The organism is Rhizobium sp. G187 (assembly GCF_051549525.1).
GTDB lineage: Bacteria > Pseudomonadota > Alphaproteobacteria > Rhizobiales > Rhizobiaceae > Allorhizobium.
Genome location: NZ_JBPUGM010000004.1, coordinates 504,641 through 526,675, shown reverse-complemented (window position 1 = coordinate 526,675; position 22,035 = coordinate 504,641). Strand labels below are relative to the sequence as shown.

Here is a 22,035-nt window from a genome sequence, read left to right as displayed (position 1 = left end):
AGATGACCATCACACAAGCCATGATACTCGCGGCCGGACTGGGTACGCGGATGCGCCCCATTACCGATACTTTGCCAAAACCCCTGGTTCGGATCGGTGGCCGCCCGATGATCGACTATGCCATCGACGCCCTGCGAGAAGCGGGCGTCGATACGCTCGTGGTCAATGTGCATCATCATGCAGAGCAGATGGAGGCTCATCTCGCAACAACATCCGGCATGCGCGTGCTGATTTCCGACGAGCGCGATCGCCTGATGGATTCCGGCGGCGGCCTTGCCAAGGGGCTGAAGCTGCTCGACGCCGAGCAGCCATGCCTGGTGATGAATGCCGATCTGTTCTGGGTCGGTGACGCCTCAGGCGAAGCTTCCAACCTTGCTCGGCTCTCGCGCTTCTTTGACAGCAGCCGCATGGATATCGCCATGCTCTGCGTCGATCCGGACAGGACCACTGGCCATAACGGGAAGAACGACTTTTCGCTGGCCATAGACGGACGTCTCACACGCTATCAGGACGGCGCATCAGACCCTGTTGTTTATGCCGGGGCCCTGGCCTTGCTGCCCACGTTCCTCTCCGACGCACCAAGCGAGCCCTTCAACCTCAACCGTTATTTCGACCGGGCGAGCGAGGCCGGACGCCTCTACGGCCAAAAACTTCACGGTCACTGGCTGACCGTCGGCACGCCTGATGCGATTGAGCCCGCAGAGACTGTCGTCGCACGCCAGCGACAAAAGCCATGAATACAGGCGCACGAAGGGGCCGTTTTTTCACCATACCGCCGGGGCGGCCGTTTCTCAGCGCACTGGCGCGGGCCGTGCTCGATGGCCGGCTGGTCGACAGCTATCGCCATGATCCGGAAGATCCGCTGTCACTTGCAGCTGTGACGATCCTCGTGCCGACGCGCCGTGCCGCGCGTGTCCTTCGGTCCGAATTCGTCGATCTGCTGGGCGCAAGATCCGCCATTTTGCCGAACATCCGGCCGCTCGGCGAAACGGATGATGACAGCGGCTATTTCGATGCAGAAGCCCCTTCCGTCATGGACCTGGCGCCTCCCGTCAGCGGAACGGTCATGCTGCTGGAACTGGCACGCCTGATCCTTGCCTGGCGAAACCAGTTGCCCGAGATCGTCCGCTCCATCCATGCCGACACGCCGCTTGTGGCCCCCGCAAGCCCCGCTGATGCCGTCTGGCTGGCGCGCGCGCTGACCGAGCTCGTTGAAGCCGCTGAAACAGAGGGCTGCGACTGGGCCAATCTGGATACATTGGAGTCGGCTGATTTCGGCTCCTGGTGGCAACTGACACTCGCTTTCCTGAAGATCGCGACGGCCTTCTGGCCGGCCCGCTTGGAAGAGCTGGTCCGCTCGTCCCCTGCACGTCATCGCGATGCCGTGTTGCGGGCTGAGGCCGATCGCATCCGTCGGACAGGATCCGTTGGTCCCGTTATTGTCGCAGGCTCGACCGGCTCCATTCCGGCCGCTGCCGAATTGATTGCGGGAATCGCCGAGCTTGAACAGGGCGTCGTTGTCCTCCCTGGGCTCGATCTTGACATGCCCGAGGCGGACTGGGCGAAGCTTGACGATAGAAGTTTGTTTCTCCAGAGGCCTGACCCGGCGCTACGCGGCCATCCACAATATGGATTGGCGCATCTTCTCCGGCACATGCGCATTGCGCGCGAAGACGTGGAAGCCCTTGAGCAGGCGCCAGCTGCGCTTGCAGATCGGGCAGAGATCCTGTCGCGGGCCATGGCGCCGGCCGAAGCGACCGACAATTGGAAAGCGTGGCGCGAGGCGTTCTCGACAGAACGCCTGCTGGATGCATTTGCCGATGTCAGCCTGATCGAAGCGGCGAATGAGCGCGAAGAGGCGACCGCAATCGCCATCGCCCTGCGGCTCGGGCTAAGCGCTTCGGACAATCCCGACAGCCGGGTGGCCCTGATCACCCCAGATCGTGCCTTGGCGCGACGCGTGATGGCAGAGCTTGCCCGTTTTGACATCGAGGCCGATGATTCGGCCGGTACGCCCTTGACCGGCACGCAGGCTGCAATGTTGGCGCAAGTGGTCGTAGAGGCCTGTCTGCGCCCGGGGGATCCAGTCTCCATAGTCTCCCTGATCAAGCATCCGCTGGCGCGGTTCGGTTTCGATGCGCAGACAGCGCAGCTGGCGGCCGACACGCTTGAAGTGATCGCCTTGCGCGGCGGCAACAAACCGCTCGATCTCGCAGAGATGGAAACTTTGTTCGAAGACGGACTAGTTGCGCATCTCGCTGATCGGCATCAACCCCAATGGCGACGGAGTTCCTCTCCAGAAGCACTGGAAGCCGCGCGCGCATTGGCACACAAGGTCGCGGCAGCGGTCGAACCGCTCGTGTCCGCCCTTGTCCGCAGCCCATCGGGGCGGCCGATCTCCACCCGGTTCACACTGCGGGAATGGGCAGAGCGGACAGGTCGTGTGCTGGAGGCGGTCACCATCGATGAGAATGGCAGCCTGCAGGGGCTCTGGGGCAGCCAGGCAGGCGACGTGTTGGCCGGCCTGCTTGGTCAGGTGCTCGAAGCTGAAGGCCAGATTGAAGCCGACGGACCTGAATGGGCCGATATCCTCGTCGCGCTGATGGCCGGTCAGGCAGTCAAGCCGCAGGCGATGCGACATCCGCGGGTCTTCATCTTCGGCACGCTGGAAGCCCGGCTGCAAAATGTCGACATGATGGTCATCGGCGGCATGAACGAGGGAAGCTGGCCGGGCCAGACCAAGAACAACCCCTTTCTCTCTCGAATCATGAAAACCGAAATCGGGCTCGAACCGCCTGAACGCCAGGTCGGCCAGGTCGCACACGACTTCCAGATGGCCTGCGGCACGCAAAAACTCATCTTTTCCCGTTCGCTTCGCGAGGGATCTGCACCAACGGTCGCTTCGCGCTGGCTTCAGAGACTGCTGGCCCTTGGCGGGCATGCACTTGAGAATGCCATGCGGCACAGGGGCAATATCTATCGCCGCTATGCTGATCTCATCGATGAAGGCGAAAGTCAGCCGGCGGCGCAGCGCCCTGCCCCGCGACCACGGGCCGAGCTTCAGCCACGGTCCTTCAGCTTTTCCGAAGTGGGACGCTTTCGACGCGATCCATATGCGATTTATGCGCGGCGCATTCTCAAGCTTGATGCCGTGGATCCATTCAACCAGGATCCAGGTGCTGCCGAGCGCGGCACACTCTACCACCGCATCGTCGAACGGTTCGTCCGCGAGGGACATGATGCGTCGCGCCTTGATGCCAGCGAGATTTTCAAGGCTCTGACGAATGAGGAATTCGATCGCGAAAAGCTGCCGCTTCACATCGATATTGTCTGGCGGCAGCGGTTTCATGAGGTCGCCCAGGCCTTTCTGACCTGGGAACGGGAACGCAAGCCGGAGATCCGCCGCTCCCTGACGGAATTGCGGGGCAGCGTGGTGCTGGAACCCGTAGGTATCACGATCAGCGGGATTGCTGACCGGATCGATCTCAAGGCTGCAGGCCGTGTCGATATCATCGATTACAAGACCGGCATCAGTCCAAGTGCTCCGCAGGCCCGGAGCCTGCTCGATCCACAGCTCGCCCTCGAGGCGGCAGCATTGATCAAGGGTGCCTTCAAACCTGTCGGTGCAGCAATCCCTGACAACCTTCTCTATGTCCGACTGCGTCCCGCAGATCGGTTTTCCGTCGATCAGGTCAACAATGAACTGGCGACCCGCGGTGACAACAAGAAGTCAGCGATCGAACTCGCCCAGCAGGCGGTGGATGAGCTCGGCCGGTTTGTTGAAGCCCTGCAGAGCGGTGAGCGCGGCTATGTCTCGCGGTTGATCCCGGCCGAACAGAACAATTACGGCGGCGAATACGATCACCTTGCACGCGTTGCGGAATGGTCAACGGCCGAAACCGAGGAGGCCGCCGGTGACGACTGACACCTATCGCGATCATGACAGCCTGCCCGCAGACGGCGATCCGGCGCAGTGGCTCAACTGGACAACTTTGCAGCAGGCGCGCGCCTCGCATCCCGGCCAGTCTGCCTGGGTGTCCGCCAATGCCGGCTCCGGCAAGACCCATGTGCTCACTCAACGGGTCATCCGCCTGCTTCTTGCGGGCGCCCGCGCTTCGTCTATCCTCTGCCTGACCTATACAAAAGCAGCGGCATCGGAGATGTCGAACCGCGTGTTTGAGCGGCTGGCGGAATGGGCCACTCTGGACGATGCAGAGCTTGCAAAGCGTCTGGCTGCGATCGAGCAAAGGGAGCCGGATCGGGCGACGCTGGCGAAGGCCCGGCAATTGTTTGCCAAGGCTTTGGAGACGCCGGGCGGTCTGAAGATCCAGACCATCCACGCCTTTTGCGAAGCCCTGCTCCACCAGTTTCCGCTGGAAGCCAATGTGGCGGGGCACTTCAGCGTTCTCGACGACAGGGCAGCAACAAGTCTCCTCGCCGAAGCCCGCCGCACGCTGCTGACGGCAACCTCCAGCGAGGGGGATGTCCGTCTTGCTGACGCTTTCTCACAAGTCCTGAGCACGGCCGACGAAACAGGGCTGGAAGGCCTGCTGTCGGATGTGGTCTCGAACCGTCATGCGCTCCGACAATTCGAGAGTAAGGCGGCGGCCAGCGGCGGTATGGATGCTTCGCTTCGCAAGGCGCTCGGTATCGGGCCTTTGGAAACGGAGATCTCAAGAGCCGAGGATTACTGGCCTTTGAACGGGCTATCAGCGGACGTCCTGCCTCATTATCTCGAATTGGCGCTCGAGAAAGGCGGCGAAAAGGTTCGCGCGACCGCAGAAGCACTCGAAAGCGCCTTCCTGGAACGCGATCCGCGTATGCGGGCGCAATTGACGGACCGCGCCTTCCTGACGGCAACAGAAACGCCCAAGGCCGATTCGTCACTGATCTCGGCTGGGATGGCCAAGCTGGCGCCGCAGTTAAAGGATGCGATCACCCTCGCTCGTGACCATTTGCTTCTCATGCGGGATAGATTGCGGATCTTTCGCATGTATCAGGCAACCTCGGCTGCCTTGACGCTCGCGACGCGGCTCGACCGGGACTATGAAGAGCTGAAGAAGCGCCGATCGCAGCTCGATTTCGAAGATCTAATTGTCCGCACCTCGGATCTTCTCGGGAGAGGTGATGTCGGGCCATGGGTCCACTACAAGCTGGACCAAGGCATAGACCACATCCTCGTCGATGAAGCCCAGGACACCAGTCCAGTTCAGTGGTCGGTGATCCGGTCTCTACGCCAGGACTTCTTCAGCGGTCTTGGAGCTCGGCCGGTGTTGCGCACCTTCTTTGCCGTGGGTGACGAGAAGCAGTCGATCTATTCCTTCCAAGGCGCCCGACCCGAGCAGTTCTCGCAGGAAGCCCGCCAAACCGAACGGGCCGTTCACGATGGTGGCCAGGAATTCAATACCGTCCGGCTGCCGCTTTCTTTTCGTTCGACGCGGGCGGTGCTCGGCGCGGTCGATGCCGTCTTCGCGCTACCGCAGAACAGGCGGGGTCTAAGCGCCGAAGGCGAGGCCATCGATCATCAATCCAGCCGTGTCGGTCATCCGGGTATCGTCGATGTCTGGAGCATGATTGCTGCGGAAAAGCAGGAGAAAAGCGAGGACTGGACTGCACCGTTCGATGCGATACCCGAAAGTGCGCCTTCGGCCATTCTTGCTCGCCGTATCGCACACCGGATTTCTGAGATGGTCGGCCGGGAGACGATCATCGAGAAGGGGCGAAAACGGACTGTTCGGCCGGGTGATATCCTCGTCCTCGTCCGTAAACGTGACAGTTTCGTCAATGCGCTGACCCGCGCCCTCAAGCGACCCTACAATGTGCCGGTTGCCGGCGCTGACCGACTGAAACTGACCAGCCATATCGCTGTCCAGGACATGCTGGCGCTTGGGCGCTTTCTTCTCCTGGTGTCCGACGACCTCTCTCTCGCTGCCCTGTTAAAAAGCCCTCTCTTCAATCACAGTGAAGACGAGTTGATGGCGCTGGCCTCGGAGCGACCAGAGGGTCAGTCGCTATGGGACAGGATGAAGGCGCTGGCCGAGGAAGAGGGATCGCCCTTCAAAACCTCGGTTCAGAAGCTTGATCACTTCCGCGAGCAATCCCGAACGCACTCCGTGCATGATTTCTATGCGCGGGTACTGGGCCTGCACGGCGGACGAAAAGCCTATCTGGGGAGGCTTGGGTCCGAAGTCAGCGATATTCTCGACGAGTTCCTGGGTTTCGCTCTCGCCTTCGAGACAAGCGGCCTTCCCGGCTTCCAGTCCTTCGTATCGACCCTGGAAATCGAAGCACCGGAGGTCAAGCGCGAGCAGGACAAGGAGCGCAACGAAGTCCGGATCATGACCGTCCACGCGTCCAAGGGTCTGGAAGCGCCGATTGTCTTTCTTGTTGATGGTGGCTCCAAGCCCTTCAACGCCAATCACCTGTCAAAGCTGCGGCTGCTGGAAGACAGCGCCTATGCGGGCACACCCGTATGGGTGCCATCCAAATCTCTCGGTAATTCCATCGTTCAGGCTGATACTGACCGGCGTCGCGGCCAGGCCGAGGAAGAATATCGCCGACTGCTCTATGTCGGGATGACCAGAGCCGCCGATCAGCTCGTCATTGCAGGGTATCGAGGAGTACAGGATCCCGGCGACATCTGGCATCGGATGATTTTCGAGGCACTTGCAGCAGATGAGTCCCGTGCGACCTCGGTGGAGTTTAAAGGCCCAGACGGCAATTGGACAGGCCTTCGGTGGACACTTCATGAAACCGAGAAGGACTTACCACTTGAGGAGAAGACCGCGGAGCAGGATGTCGAGAGCAGCCTGCCTGCGTCACTCTGGCGTCCGCTGCCGCCGCCGCCACGTCTTCCCAGGCCGCTCAGTCCGTCAACCGCAGGCAGCCTTGTTATCGACGACACGCCCGAACCTCTGACCAGCTCCCCCCTTTTCACCCAGACAGAGAAGGCGGGCATTGCACTGCAAAGAGGACGGCTGGTTCACCGCATGCTGCAAAACCTGCCCAGCGTTGCGATCGAAGGTCGCCTTGAGGCTGCGCAACGCTACGCTGAGCGCGCAGCACGTTACTGGCCATCAGCAGAGAGGTTTCGTCTTGTCGAGACCGTGATGAAAGTGCTCGAAGACAGCGCGCTTGCGCCACTCTTTTCAGCCCCAAGCGAGCCCGAAGTATCTGTCATGGGCACAATTGACCTGAACGGTGAACCTCGCGCTGTGTCGGGCCGGATTGACCGAATGGCCGTGCTGGCGGATCGCGTTATCATCGCGGACTACAAGACCAATCGGCAACCACCCGACAGCGCGGATATGGCGCCCCTTTCCCACCGCGTGCAGCTCGCCATCTACCGGGACATTCTCAAACCGCTCTATCCTCAAAAGAGGATCGAATGCTGGCTTGTCTATACCGAAACGGGCACCCTTCTCCGCCTTGATGACGCGGTGCTCAGCCGTTCCCTTGCCGAGATCGCGGTGTCGTGAGATACGGCATATTGAAATGAATGCCGCCCGGCATCACATAAGTGCCAAGTTCAATTCAAAGGAGAGCCCTATGGCTACCGTAAAAGTCGATAACTCCAACTTCCAGGCCGAGGTTCTCAACGCATCCGAGCCTGTCGTTGTGGATTTTTGGGCCGAGTGGTGCGGTCCGTGCAAGATGATCGCCCCGAGCCTTGAGGAAATCTCGAACGAACTCGCCGGCAAGGTGAAGATCGTCAAGCTCAACATCGATGAAAACCCTGAACTGGCCGCTCAGTTCGGCGTCCGCTCAATCCCGACGCTCGCCGTCTTCAAGGGTGGTGAAGTCGCCGACATCAAGGTGGGTGCAGCACCGAAGACCGCTCTGTCGAGCTGGATTGCCGGCGCTGCCTGATCAAAGCTTTTGATCCTGAATTGAGAAGCCCGGCTTTCGCCGGGCTTTTTCATGTCGGGATGGTGCCGTTTTCGGCAAGAACATTGCCTGCGAGATAAAGCGATCCACCGATCAGGATCCTCGGGGGTCTTCCGTCTGTCGTCGCGGCGGCAATTGCTGACAATGCCTCGACGACAGAGCTCGCTGGCCGTGCCTTCAAGCCCGCTTCTGCGGCCGATTGTGCAAGCGCGACGGGGTCTAGCCCGACATCCGATCCTTCGATCGGCACCGTATAAACAGCCTGCACAATATCTACGAAGGCACGGAAGAAGCCGATTGGATCCTTGGTGTTGATCATCCCGGCGATGAGATAGAGAGGACGCGGTTGACGTTCTTCCATCGCCGCCATCGCCTCGGCAAGCACTTCGCCAGCGCCCGGATTATGACCGCCGTCGAGCCAGATCTCACTGCCGACCGGAGCCTTTGCGACGATTTCTCCTTCAGACAGCCGCTGCAGACGACCGGGCCAGACCACGGTTTGCATCGCCTGGGTCGCTGTCTGATCGGTAACGGGGAAGCCCGCCGCCTTCACGGCACGAATAGCCGTCGCTGCATTGCCGATCTGATGGCGACCGGGCAAACGCGGCAACGGGAGATCCATCAGCCCGAACTCATCCTGGTAGACCATTCTGCCGAATTCTTCATAGGCCAGAAAATCCTGTCCGTAGACGGCCGTCGGACAGGACAGGCGCTCAGCTGTTGAGATCAGAACATCGCGGGCGCCATCAAACTCCTGATGGCCAATGACCACCGGCGCCTTGCGCTTGATGATGCCACCCTTTTCGGCAGCAATCAGTTCCACGCGATCCCCGAGATAAGCCTGGTGATCGAGTGAGATCGGCTGGATGACGCAGACGGCCGGATTCTCGATGACATTGGTGGCATCAAACCGGCCACCGAGACCAACCTCGAGAATAACGACATCAGCCGGCTGTTCGGAAAAGAGAATGAACGTCACCGCCGTCAGAATCTCGAAGACGGTGATCGACTGGCCGGCATTTGCTTCGGCAACACGACGCAAGGCGTCGGCAAACAAGGCATCCTCGACGATCTGGCCCTGCCCACCCTTTACCCCGATTCGATAGCGCTCGTGCCAGCGGACAAGATGGGGAGAGGTGTGCACATGCACGGCAAGGCCTTGAGCCTCGAGAAGTGCACGACAAAAGGCTGTCGCTGAACCCTTGCCGTTCGTGCCGGCAACATGGATAACCGGTGGCAACCGCAGATGCGGATTGCCAAGAACGGCCAGAAGCCGCCGGATCCGATCCAGTGACAGGTCATACCCCTTAGGATGCAGCCCCAGGAGCTTCTCGATCTCGGCCTCGGCCAGGCTCGCCATTGGGGCTGTCATCGTCATAGGTACCGGAAATAGGATCTGCGTGCGGGAGCGATCAGGCTGAAACCGCAACGGCAGCGGCCGGCGCGGCCACAGCGAGCGTGTCCGCCGGACGTTTCGTCATGATCTTCAGGACGCGCGCGAGCGTGTCGGGGATATCGTGACGCTTCACCACCATGTCGACCATGCCATGCTCGAGGAGGTATTCCGACGTCTGGAAACCCTCGGGCAGCTTTTCGCGAATGGTCTGTTCGATGACGCGCTTGCCGGCGAAGCAGATTTCAGCGCCCGGTTCGGCAATATGTAGGTCGCCCAGCATAGCATAGGACGCGGTTACGCCACCGGTCGTCGGGTTGGTCAGGACGACGATATAGGGAAGGCCCGCTTCTTTCAGCATGTCGACGGCAACCGTAGTGCGCGGCAACTGCATCAAAGACAGGATGCCCTCCTGCATGCGCGCGCCACCTGAGGCAGGGAACATGACCAGCGGGCATTTTTCCTTGATGGCGCGTTCGAACGCCTTCACGATGGCCTCACCGGCAGCGATGCCCAGCGATCCGCCCATGAAGTTGAACTCGTGCACCACAGCGACAAGCTTCAGTCCCTGGACCGATCCTACGGCAGCCAGAATGGTGTCTTCCTGCTCGGTCTTCAGACGGCTGTCGCGAAGACGATCGGTGTATTTCTTTGAATCGCGGAACTTCAGCGGATCTTGCGCCACCTTGGGCTGCGGCAAGGATTCAAACTGGCCGTTGTCGAACAGATCGACAAGGCGGTCACGAGCCGGCATCTTCATGTGATAGCCGGAGGCGGGAATGACCCATTTGTTTTCTTCCAGGTCCTTGTGGAAGACCATTTCACCCGTTTCAGGGCACTTGATCCAGAGGTTCTCCGGAACTTCGCGACGCCCCAGCATGGAATTGATGCGCGGGCGCACATAGTTGGTGATCCAGTTCACGCGGTGTACTCCTGACTTTTTCAGCCTATTTGGGAATTTTATTCGGCGGCGGCAAGGCGTGCGCTGCGAACGCCGCTCGACAAACCGCGGACCAGCGTGACAACGGCCTGGACCGTGTCTGCATTGGCCTTCCCATCAGCAGTGAGATTTGTGGCAACCTGATTGACGATTGCCGTTCCGACGACAACGCCGTCAGCATTCGCGCCGATCAGTCGGGCGTGCTCGGCGGTTTTCACGCCAAAGCCAACGCAGATCGGAAGATTTGTATGTGCCTTGATCCGCTGAACGGCACCGGCCACACGCGACGGATCCGGCAAGGACGAACCTGTAATCCCGTTCATCGAAACATAATAGACGAAGCCGGAGGTATTCTCGAGCACCTTCGGCAAGCGCTTGTCGTCTGTGGTCGGTGTGGCCAGACGGACGAAATTGATGTCGCGGCTGCGGGCCGGGATGCACAACTCATCATCCATTTCCGGCGGCAGATCGACAACGATCAGGCCATCGATCCCAGCGGCCAGGGCATCATCGAGGAAGCGCTCGACGCCATAGATGTAGATCGGATTGTAATATCCCATAAGGACGATTGGCGTATCCTGATCTGCCTTACGGAATTCGCGAGCCAGATCGAGCGTCTTTGCCAAGGTCTGGCCTGCCTTCAAGGCACGCTGGCCGGCGAGCTGAATTGCAGGGCCATCAGCCATGGGATCGGAAAAGGGCATGCCCAGCTCGATCACGTCAGATCCCGCGGCCGGGAGCGCCTTCATGATCTCAAGAGAGGTCGCATAATCCGGATCGCCACCCATGAAATAGGTAACGAGTGCCGGGCGGCCTTCAGCCTTCAAGTCGGCAAAACGTTTGTCCATGCGCGCTGTCATGATCAGAGCCCCATTCCAAGAATTTTGCCGACGGTGAAGATATCCTTGTCGCCGCGGCCGCAGAGATTCATCACGATGATCTGGTCCTTGCGCATTGTCGGCGCACGCTTGATGACTTCCGCAAGAGCATGGCTCGGCTCAAGAGCGGGAATGATGCCTTCGGTGCGGGTTAGAAGCTGGAAGGCGGCGAGCGCCTCGTCGTCCTTGATCGGCACATATTCGACCCGGCCCATGTCCTTCAGCCAGGAATGCTCGGGACCAATACCCGGATAGTCGAGACCCGCAGAGATGGAATGGCCTTCCTTGATCTGGCCGTCCGAATCCTGAAGCAGATAGGTGCGGTTGCCATGCAGCACGCCCGGCGAACCAGCCGTCAATGATGCGCAGTGCTCTTCACCCTCAAGGCCCTTGCCGCCCGCTTCGACGCCCACGATGCGGACGCTGTCGTCATCGAGGAAGGGATGGAAGAGGCCGATAGCATTCGAGCCACCGCCGACGGCGGCGATCAGCATGTCGGGAAGACGACCTTCTGCGGCCAGCATCTGTTCGCGGGTCTCGCGACCGATAACCGACTGGAAGTCGCGGACCATTTCCGGATAGGGGTGCGGGCCGGCCGCCGTGCCAATCATGTAATAGGTGTCATCGACATTGGTGACCCAGTCGCGCAGGGCCTCGTTCATTGCGTCCTTCAATGTGCCGTGACCAGCGGTCACCGGCTTCACTTCGGCGCCCAGAAGCTTCATGCGGAAAACGTTTGGAGCCTGACGCTCCACATCCGTTGCGCCCATGTAGACGACGCAAGGAATACCAAAGCGCGCTGCCACGGTGGCAGATGCCACGCCGTGCTGGCCGGCGCCGGTTTCCGCGATGATGCGGGTCTTGCCCATACGCTTGGCCAGCAAAATCTGACCGAGGCAATTGTTGATCTTGTGCGAACCGGTGTGATTGAGCTCGTCGCGCTTGAAATAGATCTTCGCGCCACCCAGCTCTTCTGTCAGCCTTTCGGCGAAATAGAGCGGGCTAGGACGGCCGGTATAGTGCTTGTTGAGATGCGCCAGTTCAGCCTGGAAGGTCTCATCGGTCTTCGCCTTTTCCCACTCTGCCTGCAAATCGAGGATCAGCGGCATCAAGGTTTCAGCGACAAAGCGCCCGCCAAAAATGCCGAAACGGCCATCTTCATCTGGCCCTTCACGGAAGGAATTGGGTTTCGGTGACTGGTTCACTTGACGCTCCCTGATAACGTCCCTTGCCGAGAGGCTTCGGCAATGGCCGCGAAAAACTCGTCCATCAACTGCAGATCTTTCACACCCGGGGCGCTCTCCACTCCGGACGAGACGTCGACGGCGCGCGCTCCGGTCTCGGCAAGCGCCTCGGCGATGTTATCCTTGTTCAATCCACCGGAAAGCATGTAATCCACACCTTCGTCAAGCGAGCGCAACAGGCTCCAATCGAAGGTCACCCCGTTGCCCCCGGGCAAATCCGAACCAACAGGCGGCTTTGCATCGAAGAGAAAACGGTCTGCAATTCCAATATAGGGCTCTATGCGCCTCAGATCATCGGCATCGCGAACGGAAAATGCCTTCATGATCGGAAGTCCGGTCACAGCCTTCACAGTCAGAAGGCGCTCGGGCGTTTCCTTGCCATGGAATTGCAGGATATCCGGACGCATCAATGCGATGATCTCATCAAGGTCATCATTATCGGCATCGACCGTGACGGCGACGGTCTTGACCCGTCCCCTCACCCGGTCGGCAAGTTTTCCGGCGAGGTCAGGCTCGATGTGCCGAGGGCTCTTCTCGAAGAAGATGAAGCCAATATGGCTCGCGCCACGTTCAGCAGCGCGATCGACCGCCTCCGGCGTTGTTAATCCGCAGATCTTGATATCGGGTCTCATGGCAGCGAAGTCGCACGAAATCAAAAAAGAGTCGAGCCAAATTGCGACAGCGGCTGATTGGTCGCGGTTCTCAGGCGAAATCGATGGCGTGAAGGGCCGAGCCATGCCGCTTAAGCCATGCCTTGGCTTCATCCATTCCCGGACATAGATCCTTGCAAAGCGCCCAGAAGGCGGGACCATGGTTCATCTCGCGCAGATGCGCGACTTCATGGGCGGCTAGATAATCGATCACCGCAGGCGGGGCCATAACGATACGCCAGGAAAAACTCAGCTTCCCATCCCAGGAACACGAGCCCCAGCGGCTGCGGGTATCCTTGAGGGAAATGCTTCGCACCGGCTTTCCGACCCGGGCCGCATGGAGCGCAACAAGTGCTTCGAGATCCTTGCGCGCTTCCTTTTTCAGGAAATCCGCAATCCGCCGGGATAGGTGCTCCTCTGCACCACTGACGCTCAGGATATGGCCAAGTTCGCTGTCGATCGAGCGGGTCAGCCCGCGGATCTCTCCCGTATGCACGATACGGTGGCTGACACCGCGCAGTAGGATCTCACCGCCATCCTCGACCACACCACCGTGCTTCTGGCGCTTCAACCGGTTGCTCAGCCAACCTTGATACCGGTCGAGAAAATCCGCGATCTCGCGCTCGCGAAGGCCCGGCGGTATCGTCATCTTGAGCGAGCGCCCACCCGGCTCAATCCTCAGCGTGATGCGTGTGGCCCGACTGTTCTTTCGGATCGTGAGAGGGATCGAGCGTCCGTCTACCGAAACCATACGTTCCAGCTGGAGTGCCGGTGTTCGAGTTGGTGCGAGCTTTTTGAGCAGTGGAAACATGTCTGGTTTCTAGCCGATTCGCCGCTTGGCAAGACATAAAAAAGACCGGCGCTTAGGGCGCCGGTCTAGCTAATGTGTCGAACCGCGACCAATCAATAGTCGGTTTGCGTTTTCGGCGGGGTCACTTCACCTGTCGCCTTCAGTTCATGGCGGTGGCGCATGAAGCGATCGAACTCTTCCTGATCCTTCGCGCGGCGCAGTTCGCGGGCGTAGGTATCGAACTCGGCGCGCATCTCATCGAGCCGGCGACGCTCTTCATCAAGGCGCTTGAGCTCAGTCTCGCGCCAATCGTCAAACGCGACATTGCCGGTTGTCGAGGCGAAGGGGCCGGAGGTGCGGGCTCCACGGTACCATGCAAAAGCATCGTCTGCCTTGCGGTTGGCACCACGCTTGAAGGTCTGAAACTTTTCGCCGAACAAGATGTAGGCAAGCATTGCCAGACCCAGCGGCCAAAAGACGACGAAGCCCAACACCATCAGAGCGACGGTAGCCGGAGTCCAATCCGGCCGGAGCAGTGCTGACTGGTTCATTATCCATTCCTCTTACAGGGCGGAAATGCCCGTGATCCGATGTGGGAAAGGGCAGGCCCAGGTTCAAGAATGGATAGGATGCAATCGGGGAAGCGCCTGAGAGAACTGGTTTAATTCAGACCTCCCTGAATTGCTTAGCCCGCTTTACCCCCGCGTATCACGCGCTTTACCGGATTGGCGGCGGCTGTCTTTGCTCGCTTCGAGTGGGTCTTTGCGAACTGTATGATGCGCGGTGCGATCTCGCGGCGGAAGCGCGAGCCATTGAATACGCCATAGTGGCCGACATCCGGCTGTACGTAGTGCATCCGCATATGGTCCGGAATGTTCGTGCAGATCGTCTGCGCGGCATGGGTCTGACCGACACCGGAAATGTCGTCGTTCTCTCCCTCGACCGTCAACAACGCAACATTTTTGATTGCCGCAGTGTCGACGCGCTTCTCGCGGTGCATCATCTCGCCCTTTGGTAGAGCGTGCTTGATGAAGACCGTATCGACGGTCTGGAGATAAAACTCGGCAGTCAAGTCCATGACGGCAAGATACTCGTCATAGAAGTCACGGTGCTTTTCAGCGGAGTCCCCATCGTTCTTGATAAGGTGCCCATAGAATTCCTTGTGTGCGATCATATGCCTGTCGAGGTTCATCGACATGAAACCGGAGAGCTGCAGGAAGCCTGGATAGACATTGCGCATGAAGCCTGGCTGCGGCCATGGCACCTGCATGATCACATTGTCGCGGAACCATTCAAGCGGCCGATCCTGGGCGAGCTGGTTGACTGCCGTCGGATTGATGCGCGTGTCGATAGGCCCACCCATCAGGGTCATGGATGCGGGAGCACAGACATCATTATCTGCTTCCATCACCGCCACGGCCGCGAGAACCGGCACTGATGGCTGACATACGGCCACGACGTGGGTATCAGGCCCAAGGTGATGCAGCATTTCGATGACATAGTCGACGTAATCATCCAGATCGAAATCGCCGTCGGTGACAGGCACCATCCGCGCGTCAATCCAATCGGTGATGTACACATCGGCGCTCTGGATCAGAGCCTCCACGGTGCCGCGCAGAAGCGTGGCATAATGTCCGGACATCGGAGCGACGATCAGTATACGGGGTCCCTTGTCGGCGCCCGCCTGAAGGTCACGTTTGAAATGAATGAGGTCGCAGAAAGGACGGCGCCAGACGATCTCTTCGTGAACAGCTGTCGATTCACCATCGACATTTGTGAATGGCAGCCCAAACGATGGCTTGCCATAGCGGCGCGTCATCCGCTCGAAGACCTCGAAACCAGCAGCAAAGGTGCGACCAACCGCTGTATGGGACCAAGGATTGAGCGGATTTTTCCAGGCGAGGTTCATGGCATCGGCCGTAGCGCGAAACGGAGCCATGACAGCATGATTGAGTTCATAGAGTTGATAGAACATCGTGTGACCTCGGTCCGTATGGACGAACTTGCTTTGTTTGCAACAGAGTATCAGAGTTTTTGCGCTGCAAAAGCCCCGGAGGCGGGCATATGTCCTGTGCCTCAGTTATCATGAGATTATCCGAGAAAGCTTAAGAACAATCTCTGTCCGCCTTATGGGGGAAAACGTGTCAGAGTGAGCTTCGTTGCCCCCTCCCCATTCTGCTGGTTTCCGCTATGTCTAGGCGGTCAACCACTATGGGGCCCTTATGACGACCGCCAATAACCGCCACTCACAATACGACATCGATCCAATGTTCCTGCAGCGCTGGTCGCCAAGAGCCTTCGACGGCCAGCCGATGCCGAAGGAGGATCTGCTGGCAATACTGGACGCTGCGCGTTGGGCGCCTTCTGCCTCTAACTCCCAGCCTTGGCGGTTTGTCTATGCCCAAAGAAACACTGCGGAGTTTGATCGGATGCTCGGCCTGTTGATCGATTTCAATCAGGATTGGGCCAAGGCTGCGTCAGCCCTTGTCTTCGTGTTCTCGCAGAAACTCGCCACGGCAGATGATGGGTCCCTGTCAAAACCGATCCGGAACCACAGCTTCGATACCGGCACCGCCTGGGGTTATCTCGCCCTTCAGTCCTTGAAGTCGGGATATTTTGCCCACGGGATGACGGGGGTACATTTCGAGCGTGCTAGCGCAGAGCTTGCCGCGCCGGAGGAATACCATTTCGAGGCTGCCATCGCTATTGGCAGGCTGGGGAACAAGGATGATCTGTCCGAGAAGCTTCGCGAGCGCGAAATTCCGAATAACCGCAAGCCGCTATCAGAAATCGCGTTCGAGGGTTCGTTCTGAGCTTCGGGCATTAAGGGTTTCACGTGAATCAGATTAACCATGATTCACGTGAAACCATTGTAAAAGATAAAGGCCGCTTTCGCGGCCTTCATGCAGTCTCAAATGTCGAGGTTGGCAACGCTCAATGCGTTTTCCTGAATGAACTCACGTCGAGGCTCGACCTCATCCCCCATCAATCTTGAGAAGAGACCATCCGCATCAGTCGCATCATTGACGCGCACCTGGAGCAGTGAACGGACGTTCGGGTCCAGCGTGGTTTCCCAGAGCTGCTCGGCATTCATCTCGCCAAGGCCCTTATAGCGCTGCATGGAAAGACCCTTCCTGCCAGCCGTGAAGATCTGATCGAGTAGGGCACGGGGTCCAGAAATTTCTGTCCGGCCGTCCTTGCGGGCCAGAACCGGTGGTTCGGAATAGATGTCACGCAGTCTCGCCGACATTTGATCCATATGGCGTGCATCTGCGGAGCCGATCAGCGCGACATCGACGGAGGCCAGTTCCTTTACGCCACGAACCATACGTTCAAAGCGCAAGCCGCCCTCGTCCGTGACAAAGCCCTGCCAGCCTCGCTCCGTTTCTTCCGCAATCATGTCGAGACGGCGTGCCACGTTCGCGGCAGTCTCTTCCGCTTTTGCACGGTTCTCGGTGAGATCTGGGTGAAGTGCACCTGCTATCGCTGCCTGCTCGATGACATTTCGGTTATAGCGAGAGTGCAGACCGTCGATCAAAGAGCGGAGCCGGAGCGCGTCGGCTATAACATCGCGCAGATCCTGGCCTGCGCGCACCTCGCCATTGGTGAGCGTCAGCGTCGCTTCTTCAAGCCCCATGGTGATGAGGTAATCCTCAAGGGCTTTCTCGTCCTTGAGGTACTGAACCGACTTGCCGCGCGAAACCTTATAAAGCGGCGGCTGGGCAATGTAGAGGTGGCCGCGCTCGATGAGTTCCGGCATCTGACGGAAGAAGAAGGTCAACAGCAGCGTCCGAATATGAGCTCCGTCGACGTCGGCATCCGTCATGATGATGATCTTGTGGTAGCGCAGCTTGTCCGCGTTGAACTCATCCTTGCCGATCGAGGTGCCGAGCGCGGTAATCAGGGTGCCGATTTCCTGGCTGGACAGCATCTTGTCGAAACGTGCACGCTCGACGTTGAGGATCTTACCGCGCAGCGGCAGGATGGCCTGGCTTTCACGGGAACGTCCCTGCTTGGCCGATCCACCTGCCGAGTCACCCTCGACGAGGAAGAGTTCGGACTTTGCCGGATCACGTTCCGAGCAATCGGCAAGCTTGCCGGGCAATGATGCAATATCGAGCGCTCCCTTGCGGCGGGTGAGTTCGCGGGCTTTGCGGGCAGCTTCACGCGCGATTGCCGCTTCAACGACCTTTCCGACGAGAACCTTGGCCTGCGTCGGATGCTCCTCAAACCAGGTGCTTAGAGCTTCGCTGACCAGATTTTCGACAACGGGGCGCACTTCAGACGAAACGAGCTTATCCTTGGTCTGCGACGAGAATTTCGGGTCCGGTACCTTTACCGACAGTACAGCCGTCAGGCCCTCGCGGCAGTCTTCACCCTGCAATGAGACCTTTTCCTTTTTCAGGATGCCGGACGTATCTGCGTAGGATGTAACCTGGCGGGTCAAGGCGGCGCGGAAGCCTGCCATGTGGGTGCCGCCATCGCGCTGCGGAATGTTGTTGGTGAAGCACAGGACGTTTTCGTGGTAGCTGTCGTTCCACCACAGCGCCACTTCAACCGTGATCCCATCTTTCTCGCCACGGATGGCAACAGGCTTGTCGACCAATGGCTTCTTGGCCCGATCGAGATACCGGACAAAAGCCTCGAGGCCGCCGTCATACAGCAATTCTTCCTGGCGAATGTCGGACTTGCGCCTGTCGGTCAAAACGATGCGCACACCTGAATTCAGAAACGCCAGCTCGCGCAGACGGTGTTCCAGCGTGTTGTAGTCGAACTCCGTCTTGGTGAAGGTTTCCGCGCTGGGCAGAAACGTCAGCTCGGTTCCGGAACGTCCTTCATATTCACCAGTGACCCTTAGCGGTGAATCGGGGACGCCATGGGTGAAGCTCATCTCATGGATCTTCCCGACACGACGAATCTTGAGGCTGAGCTTGACAGAAAGGGCGTTCACGACCGACACACCAACGCCGTGCAGGCCGCCCGATACCTTGTAGGAATTCTGGTCGAACTTACCGCCCGCATGGAGCTGGGTCATGATGACTTCGGCAGCCGATACACCCTCACCCGTATGGATATCAGTCGGGATACCACGACCGTTGTCCGTTACGGTGACAGAACCGTCAGCGTTGATCGAAACAGTCACCAGATCTGCATGGCCGGCCAAAGCTTCGTCGATCGCGTTGTCAACGACTTCGTAGACCATATGATGCAGGCCAGATCCGTCGTCGGTATCGCCGATATACATGCCCGGCCGCTTACGGACAGCGTCGAGCCCCTTCAATACCTTGATCGAATCCGCGCCGTATTCGGCCGGTGCACCATTATCCGTGGTCGGCAAGTCGGTCATTCAGCAAATCTTTCCAATCGGTCTCCGAAGCTTTAGCATGACGCGAATCAGGCCGCTTCGAGCTCACGACTATAGGTGTTTTGGCTAGAGTTCCAAAGGCGCGCGCGCCGTTTGTCGTGGATAGACAAAGCATTCAAGCCCCTTCAGGACCGTTTTTTGCCTTTGTCCAGCACCATCTGCAATTCTTCTATCACGTCGGGTGACAGGTGGCGAATCACCTTGGCCAGTTCATTGGCGAAAGCGGTGTACTCGGCGCTCATTCCGGCAGTATCGATGACAACGCGCGGATCAGACAGGCCGGCCGCGGCGAAGAGCTCCTCGGCTTCATCCCATATGACATTGAAATAGCCGGCCACACGCTGCAGAAAATCAAAGTTCGGCAGGCCGCGCTTGCCGTGCTCGAGTGCCGACAGATAGGCCGCAGACACGCCGAGCGCCGCTGCCATCTCTTTCTGCGAAACACCCTTGCCGTTGCGCAATGCGCGCAGAGCTTCGCCGAAGGGCGTCATCGCGGGTCCTGCCCCTTGCGCGACAGGCGGACATAGAGCGCTCCATCGCCACCGTGTTTACGCGCAGCGGGCTCGTAGGACGAAATGAGGAAGCGGAATTCCGGGAGCGAAAACCAGAGCGGGACTGCTCTCTTCAACGCGCCCTCGCTGCCGAACGAACTTCCCTTACCTGTGATGACAAGAACATGACGTAGTCCGCGCTCATGGGCGCGCATCAGAAAATCGAGAAGCATGCCATGCGCGTCGCTCTGAAAGAGTCCATGCAGATCGATACGGGCCTCCAGTGCCAGGTGGCCTCGGGAAATCTTGCGCTTGACGGGGCGCTCGAGCGGATGATGTCGATGGGCATCGGGCTTTCGATCGACTTCGGGGGTCTGCAGCGCCGTTGACGACATAGCCGTTTTCTGGAAGGCGGGCGGTGCAGGATTCTCAAGAATCTTGTCTTCCTGGAACTGATCGTCAAATGCGAGCAGATCTTCCATCCGGCCCGGCAGCGGCCTGGTCGAACGAGCAACCTTGCCCCAAAGGACACGATCCTCGCCTTTCAGTTTTGAACCCGAGCCACTCACAGGAACCTCTCAGCCGCTTCCTTTGGGCAGAGTATATAAAAATCTGCCGCATTGCGCACCGCACCGGCAAGATCGCCCGCCTCGTCACCCGAGCCCGTAAAGATATCACCTCGCGCGGGGCCAACAATCGCAGAACCAGTGTCCAAGGCCAACATCAGGCGGGCGAAGCTCTTTCCCGCGTCCAGCCGAGTAAGCCCCTCAGCTGCTATAAAGAAGGGGAAACCGAACGTGTGGATCTGACGGTCAACCGCAAGTGAGCGTCCGGCGATCAGCGGCACCTTCGCGGCTGCGATCGGTCCACGAGACAGATCATCAACATCAGCGTCACGGAAAAAGATATAGGAGCGGTTATGCCAGAGGATCTCGTCCATGCGATCAGGATGAGCGTCGAGCCAAGCTCTGATCGACTGCATCGAGATCTCGGCCTCCGGGATTTCACCGAGATCAATCAGTTTGCGCCCGATCGGCAAAAACGGGTGGCCGGCCTTGGCAGCATAGGTGATGCGTCTGACGTGGCCGTCGGGGTAACGCAGACGCGCGGCGCCCTGGACATGGGTAAAGAAGACGTCGACGCGAGAACGTGCCCAAGCGATCTCAAGACCACGATCTTCAAGATATCCGCGATCGATCGCCTCACGGTCCGGATAGGCAGAGATGGCGTCCCCGGTTCGCTGTCCGAAGACGTATGAATTATCAAGATCCGTCGGTCGATTGGTCGCGTCCAGATCGATGAGATCAGCGGGCCGGCGATAGAAAGGATAGCGATAGACCGTGTCAGGGCAATCGGAGACAGCCACCTCCGGCTCATAAAAGGCCGTGACCAGACCGCGAACATTGTCGTTTGGGACAATCCGCATTGGGACGCAATGTTGCTCAAAAAAATGACGGGCGTCGTCTGGCCCGTCTGGCAATCGTTGGACTGCCGCCAACAACAGGGGGCGGAGGTCATCAGTGGTCAGGCCAAGCGATCCCGCACGATAGGCTTTGACCTGTTCGATATGGGCCAGGCAATCGGCCATCGCTGGCCACAGGATAGACGGATCGTCATCCTGCCAGCCTGGCATGTCGACAAAGGAGACAGGCTCCAGGCTGAAATTCCGACCGTTGGCGCTCATTGTTCAGCTTCGGTCGCAACCAGTTTCCAGTTCGGATCGCGCGAGCGAACATCACGCGCGAAGGTCCAGACATCGTTTACTTCAGCGACCAATTCGGCATCACCGTCAATCAGCTTGTTGTCCCGGTCATAGGTTGCAGTGATCAGTTGGCAGACGATCCGGATCGTGATCTGCTCCTCGTTATCGCGAACCGAAGCATGGGTGATTTCTGCCTTCTCAATTCCCACGAAGGTCGACTTGACCACTTCTCCCCGGCTTTCACGCTCGGCAATGGCACTTTCAAAACCCTCAAGGACTTCCCGGGACAGCAGACCCTTCAGGGTCTTGCGATCGCCATCGGCATAAGCCATCACGATCATCTCGTAGGCGATCTTTGCACCATTGAGAAATTCCTTCGGGTTAAAGCCAGCATCGTGACGCAGCAATTCCCGCAGTTGATCATTCAGGGCAGAGCCCGCAGGCGTATAGCTATCGATCAGAGCGAAGCGCTCTTCAGCCGACTGCTCTTCGCGTCGGGGCAGAGTGACAACCTTGCCGTCATCTGCCGCAGGTCCCTTCGACAGATCTCGTTGGGTGAACGGATCAACCGGCGGCTTTTCATGACCGGTTCGACGGCCCAGCACGCTGCGCAGCTGAAAAAAGATCAGCACCGCCGCGACCAGGAAGAACAGAGTGACAAAATCGCTAGACCCCATGAAGACCGCCAGTTTGAT

General features: G+C 59.0%; 18 protein-coding genes. 5 read left to right on the top strand and 13 right to left on the bottom strand.

Annotation, left to right across the window (positions count from 1 at the left end; all coding sequences use genetic code 11):
- Positions 1 to 2: 2 nt before the first annotated feature.
- The 4 genes from ACSV9I_RS14930 (at position 3) to trxA (ending at position 7,869) form a co-directional block, all read left to right on the top strand.
- Positions 3 to 737 carry a nucleotidyltransferase family protein gene (locus ACSV9I_RS14930; protein WP_438329626.1) on the top strand — a complete coding sequence of 245 codons (735 nt, stop codon included), beginning with the start codon at positions 3 to 5 and terminating at the stop codon, positions 735 to 737.
- Positions 734 to 3,925, top strand: coding sequence for a double-strand break repair protein AddB (gene addB / locus ACSV9I_RS14925; protein WP_438329624.1), 3,192 nt, complete (start codon positions 734 to 736; stop codon positions 3,923 to 3,925). Before ACSV9I_RS14930 ends, addB begins: the two co-directional genes overlap by 4 nt.
- Complete coding sequence (gene addA / locus ACSV9I_RS14920; protein WP_438329623.1) at positions 3,915 to 7,478, top strand: double-strand break repair helicase AddA; 3,564 nt, start codon at positions 3,915 to 3,917, stop codon at positions 7,476 to 7,478. The genes addB and addA overlap by 11 nt, the downstream gene beginning before the upstream one ends.
- Positions 7,479 to 7,548: 70 nt before the next feature.
- Complete coding sequence (gene trxA, locus ACSV9I_RS14915; RefSeq protein WP_054159235.1) at positions 7,549 to 7,869, top strand: thioredoxin; 321 nt, start codon at positions 7,549 to 7,551, stop codon at positions 7,867 to 7,869.
- A gap of 49 nt (positions 7,870 to 7,918) precedes the next feature.
- On the opposite strand, the gene ACSV9I_RS14910 is transcribed toward trxA, so the two are convergent.
- From ACSV9I_RS14910 to ACSV9I_RS14875, 8 genes are all read right to left on the bottom strand, one after another.
- Complete coding sequence (locus tag ACSV9I_RS14910) at positions 7,919 to 9,259, bottom strand: bifunctional folylpolyglutamate synthase/dihydrofolate synthase (RefSeq protein ID WP_438329622.1); 1,341 nt, start codon at positions 9,257 to 9,259, stop codon at positions 7,919 to 7,921.
- A 40-nt stretch (positions 9,260 to 9,299) separates the two neighbouring features.
- Positions 9,300 to 10,202, bottom strand: coding sequence for an acetyl-CoA carboxylase, carboxyltransferase subunit beta (accD, locus tag ACSV9I_RS14905; protein WP_054159234.1), 903 nt, complete (start codon positions 10,200 to 10,202; stop codon positions 9,300 to 9,302).
- 38 nt (positions 10,203 to 10,240) lie between these two features.
- Positions 10,241 to 11,080, bottom strand: coding sequence for a tryptophan synthase subunit alpha (trpA, locus tag ACSV9I_RS14900; protein ID WP_054159233.1), 840 nt, complete (start codon positions 11,078 to 11,080; stop codon positions 10,241 to 10,243).
- A gap of 2 nt (positions 11,081 to 11,082) precedes the next feature.
- A complete protein-coding gene (gene trpB / locus ACSV9I_RS14895; protein ID WP_054159232.1) occupies positions 11,083 to 12,303 on the bottom strand; it encodes a tryptophan synthase subunit beta in 1,221 nt (406 codons plus the stop codon).
- On the bottom strand, positions 12,300 to 12,974 hold the full coding sequence (locus ACSV9I_RS14890; RefSeq protein ID WP_438329620.1) for a phosphoribosylanthranilate isomerase: 675 nt from the start codon (positions 12,972 to 12,974) through the stop codon (positions 12,300 to 12,302). The genes trpB and ACSV9I_RS14890 overlap by 4 nt, the downstream gene beginning before the upstream one ends.
- 70 nt (positions 12,975 to 13,044) lie before the next feature.
- The gene (locus ACSV9I_RS14885; protein WP_438329618.1) at positions 13,045 to 13,803 is read right to left on the bottom strand and encodes a M48 family metallopeptidase; all 759 of its coding nucleotides are present in this window, start codon (positions 13,801 to 13,803) and stop codon (positions 13,045 to 13,047) included.
- 92 nt (positions 13,804 to 13,895) lie between these two features.
- Complete coding sequence (locus ACSV9I_RS14880) at positions 13,896 to 14,333, bottom strand: DUF2852 domain-containing protein (RefSeq protein WP_438329616.1); 438 nt, start codon at positions 14,331 to 14,333, stop codon at positions 13,896 to 13,898.
- Positions 14,334 to 14,467: 134 nt separating this feature from the next.
- Positions 14,468 to 15,757: a polyhydroxyalkanoate depolymerase gene (locus ACSV9I_RS14875; RefSeq protein ID WP_438329613.1), complete on the bottom strand. Its 1,290-nt coding sequence runs from the start codon at positions 15,755 to 15,757 to the stop codon at positions 14,468 to 14,470.
- Between the two features lie 247 nt (positions 15,758 to 16,004).
- Here ACSV9I_RS14875 and ACSV9I_RS14870 point away from each other — a divergent pair, with 247 nt between their 5' ends.
- Positions 16,005 to 16,595, top strand: coding sequence for a nitroreductase family protein (locus ACSV9I_RS14870; RefSeq protein WP_438329611.1), 591 nt, complete (start codon positions 16,005 to 16,007; stop codon positions 16,593 to 16,595).
- Between the two features lie 98 nt (positions 16,596 to 16,693).
- Here the strand turns inward: ACSV9I_RS14870 and gyrB are convergent, their stop codons facing one another.
- From gyrB to ACSV9I_RS14845, 5 genes are all read right to left on the bottom strand, one after another.
- Positions 16,694 to 19,129 (bottom strand): DNA topoisomerase (ATP-hydrolyzing) subunit B, encoded by a 2,436-nt coding sequence (gene gyrB, locus ACSV9I_RS14865; RefSeq protein ID WP_054159227.1) that lies wholly within the window; start codon positions 19,127 to 19,129, stop codon positions 16,694 to 16,696.
- A gap of 143 nt (positions 19,130 to 19,272) precedes the next feature.
- Positions 19,273 to 19,638 carry a helix-turn-helix domain-containing protein gene (locus ACSV9I_RS14860; RefSeq protein WP_054159226.1) on the bottom strand — a complete coding sequence of 122 codons (366 nt, stop codon included), beginning with the start codon at positions 19,636 to 19,638 and terminating at the stop codon, positions 19,273 to 19,275.
- Positions 19,635 to 20,207: a Smr/MutS family protein gene (locus ACSV9I_RS14855; RefSeq protein WP_438329608.1), complete on the bottom strand. Its 573-nt coding sequence runs from the start codon at positions 20,205 to 20,207 to the stop codon at positions 19,635 to 19,637. The genes ACSV9I_RS14860 and ACSV9I_RS14855 overlap by 4 nt, the downstream gene beginning before the upstream one ends.
- The gene (mltA, locus tag ACSV9I_RS14850; RefSeq protein ID WP_438329606.1) at positions 20,204 to 21,322 is read right to left on the bottom strand and encodes a murein transglycosylase A; all 1,119 of its coding nucleotides are present in this window, start codon (positions 21,320 to 21,322) and stop codon (positions 20,204 to 20,206) included. Before mltA ends, ACSV9I_RS14855 begins: the two co-directional genes overlap by 4 nt.
- Complete coding sequence (locus tag ACSV9I_RS14845) at positions 21,319 to 22,017, bottom strand: Tim44/TimA family putative adaptor protein (RefSeq protein WP_054159223.1); 699 nt, start codon at positions 22,015 to 22,017, stop codon at positions 21,319 to 21,321. The genes mltA and ACSV9I_RS14845 overlap by 4 nt, the downstream gene beginning before the upstream one ends.
- Between the last annotated feature and the right edge of the window lie 18 nt (positions 22,018 to 22,035).